Annotated in this window: 2 pseudogenes; both read right to left on the bottom strand. The window is 43.8% G+C overall.

The annotated features are described in order from the left end of the window. Positions 1 to 624: pseudogene (locus ACFIME_RS04015) on the bottom strand (filamentous hemagglutinin); the annotation flags it as partial. 494 nt (positions 625 to 1,118) lie between these two features. After that, positions 1,119 to 5,682, bottom strand: a pseudogene (locus ACFIME_RS04010) (hemagglutinin repeat-containing protein); the annotation flags it as partial.

Below are 5,682 nucleotides of genomic sequence, written 5' to 3'. Positions count from 1 at the left end.
TCCATTGCTTACTGTTATGGTACCACGGCTATGCGCACTAACAATCGCCCCTGTATTGCCATAACGATAGATAAAATCTTGTAACTTCTTGGTCGAATTACTCCATCTCCCAAAATATTCATAAATCGCTACTCCGTACTCTACGAGCCTGTCTTTAGCTTGTGGGTGGTATGTAAAATAAAGGGGTTCATGTTCATTATCAGCTAAGTGGACAGCATTACCGGCTGCTTCATCTGGTGTGTTAAAAATACCATTATAGAACATACGCCTGTTGCCATCAGAGCCAGCTTGTAAATGCTGCTCATCTTCAGCATTTAAAAAGTGATACAGAGTAATATATTCTCCATCGCTGTCTTTTATAGGTTTTCCATTTTCATCGGTTAAATAGAGGACATTGCCATTTTCATCATGCAAAATCTCACCTACTGGATGTTCTTTAACATTTGCGACTTCGCGCACTTTGTCCCAGTATCCCAATCCTTCATCCGATAAATCATTGATCATATCTACGCGATTATGCACTGCTCCCTCAAGCGGTGCGACATCTAGCTGTCCTACAGCTTGGTGGGCTGCTGCGGTGTTGCGGTTGAGAGAGCCAATGATTTGTCCAGCATCTTGCCCCATCGCCCTCTGTCCAGTTGTATCAGTAAGGATGATAGTCCCATCGCTGATAGCAGATTTGGTTTCCCCTTCTACTCCATCATGCGCTTTTTAGAGGCTTCAGCATTACGCTTTTTAGAGGCTACATCATTGTGCTTTTTAGGGGCTTCAGCATTACGCTTTTTAGGAGCTTCAGCATTACGCTTTTTAGGGGCTTCAGCATTGCGCTTTTTAGGGGCTTCAGCATTACGCTTTTTAGGGGCTACATCATTGCGCTTTTTAGGGGCTACATCATTGCGCTTTTTAGGGGCTACATCATTGTGCTTTTTAGGGGCTTCAGCATTACGCTTTTTAGAGGCTTCAGCATTGCGCTTTTTAGGGGCTACATCATTGTGCTTTTTAGGGGCTTCAGCATTACGCTTTTTAGAGGCTTCAGCATTACGCTTTTTAGAGGCTTCAGCATTGCGCTTTTTAGGGGCTACATCATTGCGCTTTTTAGAGGCTTCTTCACTATATTTTTTATAGGCTTTATCACTGTATTTAAATCCTTCTTCCAGCAATTCTGTTGCCATTTTACGGTCTTCACCAGCTGTTTGTTCCAGCTTAGTGACATCTATTTGTGATACACCCTTATGAGCTTCAGCGGTATTACGGTTAAGGGAAGCTATGGTTTGATCAACGCCTTGCCCTGTTAATGCCTTCTGCCCTGCTTCATCAGTAATGACGATAGTGCCATTGCTGATAGCGGATTTGGTATATCCTTCCCTTGAATCCTGTTGTTCTGCATGATCTAAAACATTTTTGGCAATGTTTTTAGCGATGTCGTATTCGCCCATTGCACCACCCGCTGCAATGCTAATCCCATCACTGCTGGCTTTGGCACTCGCACTGTTGGTAATATCACTGGTGCTGATGCTTCCTGTGGTCAGGCTGTTTTTTTCTGCCAAGGCTGTGCTTTCAATAATACCTCCAGTCAGCGTTGTTTTATCTTTAACGGTGATCTCAAAGCCGTCATCACGGGCTTTAATGCCTGATTGTTCCACAACACTGTGATAATCGCTGGAGGATTGATCATTTTGGAAAGAGACGTTTATTGATGCACCATCAGGCTTTCCATTGCCTTTAACCCCGACAGAAACAGAGTTTTTTTTGCTGGAACTTTGTCCCGTATCACTGCGGCTGACAACGGTAAAATCACCTCCTACTTCCATTTTTACACGCTCTCCAGAAACCACGGCGCCTGCCAATGTGGTGTTTGCCCCACTCGTGGTATGAACAGTACCTGTGCCAACAATATGGCTGTTCTTTTGTTGAACCTGTTCACTGGAACCTTCCCCTTGACTAAAAGCAGCACTGCCTGTTACCCCTGCGCCACCAGTACCATAACTGGCTCCAATATTCATTGAAGCGCTTTGGTTATGGTTTTGTGTGCTTTTCTTGTTTTGCGCACTTTCAAAGGTAATATGCTGTCCTGCTTCCAAGTTGATATTCCCGCTCTGCGGATCATTTGCATAAACAGGATTGGTGCCAGCGATAATATCAGCTCCAACACCATGGATGCTGCCTTTGTGGGCTTTCATATTGACAGAACGCCCAGCTTCTATGCTATTGGTTACAGCAGTAGATGTCTGAGAAGACTTCTCTTCCTTTTCAGTCTTAAAGCCTACGGTAACACTGGTAGAAATATCCACCATCTTGAGAAGGGAATCTTTTGTTGATCCGCTCTTTATCCCATTATAGAGATCTTTGCCTTTGTTATAGAGATCTTTGCCTTTTAGACCAAGAATGATGCCATTGCCGATTTTGTGTTTTGTATCCCCATGACCAAAACGTTTTCCTGCATCCTTTATATCTTGTATGGTACTAAGAATGCCAACATTGACAGAACCTGTAACACCAGCAAAGAAATTTTCATGGTTTTTTTGTGTCTTAGAGATATCTTGGCTTTCCGAAAGCGTGATATTATTACCGGCATCAATGTTCACATCACGATTTGCCGAAACAATAGCTGCTTGCATATTTACATCATTGTCAGCAGTAATCTGCACATCTCGGCGTGCCGTGATGTGTGATTGTGCGGAAGTGGTTTCCCATTGATCGCCCGTATCTTTGACGCTTGCAACCCCAACACCCAAAGAAACACTACTGCTGCTCTTTCCAAACTGAATGCCAAAACCTGAACGCTTTTCTTCAGAATTTGACTTATGGCTATTATGACCCACAAGCACATTGACATCACGAGCTGCCGAAAGGTTAATATTCTCACCTGCAAAATCAGAGCCCACTATGCTCACATCTTTTTTCTTGGCAATGATGTTGATAGTGCCATACGCATTGAGAGAAGAGCCTTGATGTTCAAAACTCTCTTCATTTTGCACCTTTTCCTCACTCCCATATATCGACACAAAGTCCTCACCTGAGCCCGCGCCAAAACCAGATGCATGTTCTTCTGAGTGGCCGCTATGGTGATCTTGCATGCCATCAATCGTCACATTTTCTGCTGTCACATTGATGTTTTGACCTGAAAGCAGATGAGAAGCAGTAATTGTGGACTCTTTTTCTGCTTGCAAATCAATGTTGCCCGTTGCCTCAAGAACAGAGGAAACTGTTGTGGTGTGCGATTCAGATTTATCGGAAGATTTCTCATGCAAAAAGCTACTTGATGACGATTGGTATTGCTGATCGTAGTGTTCTTGAGCGCCTTTTATGAGAATATTCCCACCAGAGTGAATAGAAATATCTGCTTTTGCTTGATCTGGTGTTTCCTCTTCTTTTCCAGCAAAAAGCATCGATCCAATGATTTTTGTATCGTTGCCAGATTCAAAGGCCATCCCTTCACCCCCTGTTATACTTGAGCCCACAACTTGAGTAGCCTCAACATTATTATGGACTCTCTCACTAAATATTCCATCCTCTTTGTGATCGGATATCTCATAATGTAAGCTATCTTCTGCATTGTTGATCAGGATATCGTTACTGGCTTTCAGCCCCACCTTGCCCTTGGCATCTATATCGGAAGCCGCCATATGGATATCTTTTCCAGAGAGAACAGTGGTCTCTTTTCCAGAACTTAAATGAGAGCCATTGTGTAAAGCAACATGAGATGTTTCACTCCCATTCTGATTATCCATACTATTGCGTGTGGCATCAATCGAAACATTCCTCTCAGCTTGCAAGAGAAGTTTATCCTTTGTTTGAACATCAGAGCCTAAGATATTCAAATCTTTTCCAGAGGCAAGTGTCGTCGAGCCACCAGAGTTGACTTCTGATTTATGATGCATGGTAGCATCACCCTGTTCATCATGGTAATGGGTTTCTGCTGAACCGATCGTCAAGTTGCCTTGTTCTGTAGCCATGGCAAGATCACCTCCGGTAGTGATCCCCACCCCTGAGGCTGTGATATCTTGTTTGGCAATCACCGTTGCATTACCACCAGCAGAAAGTGCCTCGGTGTTTAATACTGTCTCCACGCCGTCAACCGTTGTGCGCCCTGCATCCAAACGAATATTCTTCTCTGCAAGCAAAATAGCATCACCACCCGCCGCAAAATGCCCTCCTTGACTAAAGATATCCCCGCCATGCACATGCAATTGGTGATTTGCCGCAATACGCCCTGAATTGGTTATTGTGGAATTGCTTGTATTTTGGCTGGTGATATTGACATCATCGCCCATGATCAAAGCCCCAGCAGAAACAAAGGAGGCTCTGTCTTTTTCAGGGATATAAAGCACCGGTGCATAAACATCCATGCCCTTGACCTGTTGGCGTACATAAATCACCATCGGGGCTTCTAGGGACGCCAATTGTTCTTCACTCAAAGCCTCACCAAAGGGGAGATTGTGGGCTTTTGCATATTCTGCCCCGACATCCAGCAAGGTTTTGACTTGTTCAATGGCATCACTTCCAGGAATAAAGGAGCCTTTGCCCAAACCTTGACCAACCAGATCACGCATTTGTTTCTCAATCAGCTGCTTTTCGAAATAAGCATCGCCTAAGAAAAAAATCTCCCGATCAGGATTGTAGCCAATTCTGTTCAAATAATAAGCTGAGCCATAAAACTTGCCAACATCAAGGAATTCTGCCCGCGTTTCATAAATAAAATTTTGATTGGGCAGTGTGCCACCAACCCCACCCGATTGGGGCTTTGGTAAAGGGAGCCCCTCAGACAGTTCTCCTGCATTATTGAGATCGACTTTTGGTGTAAAGAGAGCATCAACCCCGGTTAAACCACTTAAGGCCTCCAGTGGATTGCCTTCAACGGTTTTTGCTTCAAAATGCGCATCCCCTGTAATCGAACCTTCCGCTGCCGTGTTATTGAGTTGATCGACCACCAGATTTAAAGTGCCGCCCGCTTGGACAAGACCAGGAGCTGCATCAAGAGCTTCTGAACCAGTTTGGCGATCCTTGCCATCGACTATATCTAAAGAAACATCGCGGCTTCCATCAGCTTTATAGCCATAACAATTGTCTGTGTCTGCTTTACAATGCATAAAGGTATTTTTATAGGCTGTTGCACCCAAATTGGTGAGCACATTGGCGTGGATATCGGCATTTCCCCCCGCTTCTATAGTGCTATAATGGTTGTCAATATTATCGGCGTTAATGATGAGATTGCCGTGAGATTGTATCATCCCCTGAATGGTGGGCTTATGCGAAAACCCCTGCGTGACAGTTTCTTCTGTCATATGTGACTGATTATTCCATTGATACCGTCTTATATTACTTTTTGTTTCATCATATTTCCAAGTAAATGCCCTATAAAATGCTCCATCTTCCAAAGTTGCTTTACCGTACGTTCCTCCTTTGTTAGCCCACAGCTCTTTATCAAATACAAACACTTCTTTATGTACATAGTATTCTGCACTTATTAGTATATCCTCAAAGTGCCCCTTTCCCCAAAGGTTGGGACCATCATGATATAACATCCCATCACTGAGTTGATCAGAACCCTTTGGTTTTTGGAAAGAAATATCGCTATATTCGGTTTTTTCCGTGATGACGGGCGTGCTATCAGCTTCGTTTTTTAGAGTGTTGGTTTGGATATTTAAGTTTCCACCGGCTTGAATCAAGCCTGCTTTGTTA

The sequence above is a fragment of the Bartonella sp. AP1QHHD genome (assembly GCF_042196265.1).
Classification (GTDB): domain Bacteria; phylum Pseudomonadota; class Alphaproteobacteria; order Rhizobiales; family Rhizobiaceae; genus Bartonella.
Note: the sequence above shows the minus strand (reverse complement) of the source record. Positions and strands in the feature narration are given on the sequence as shown.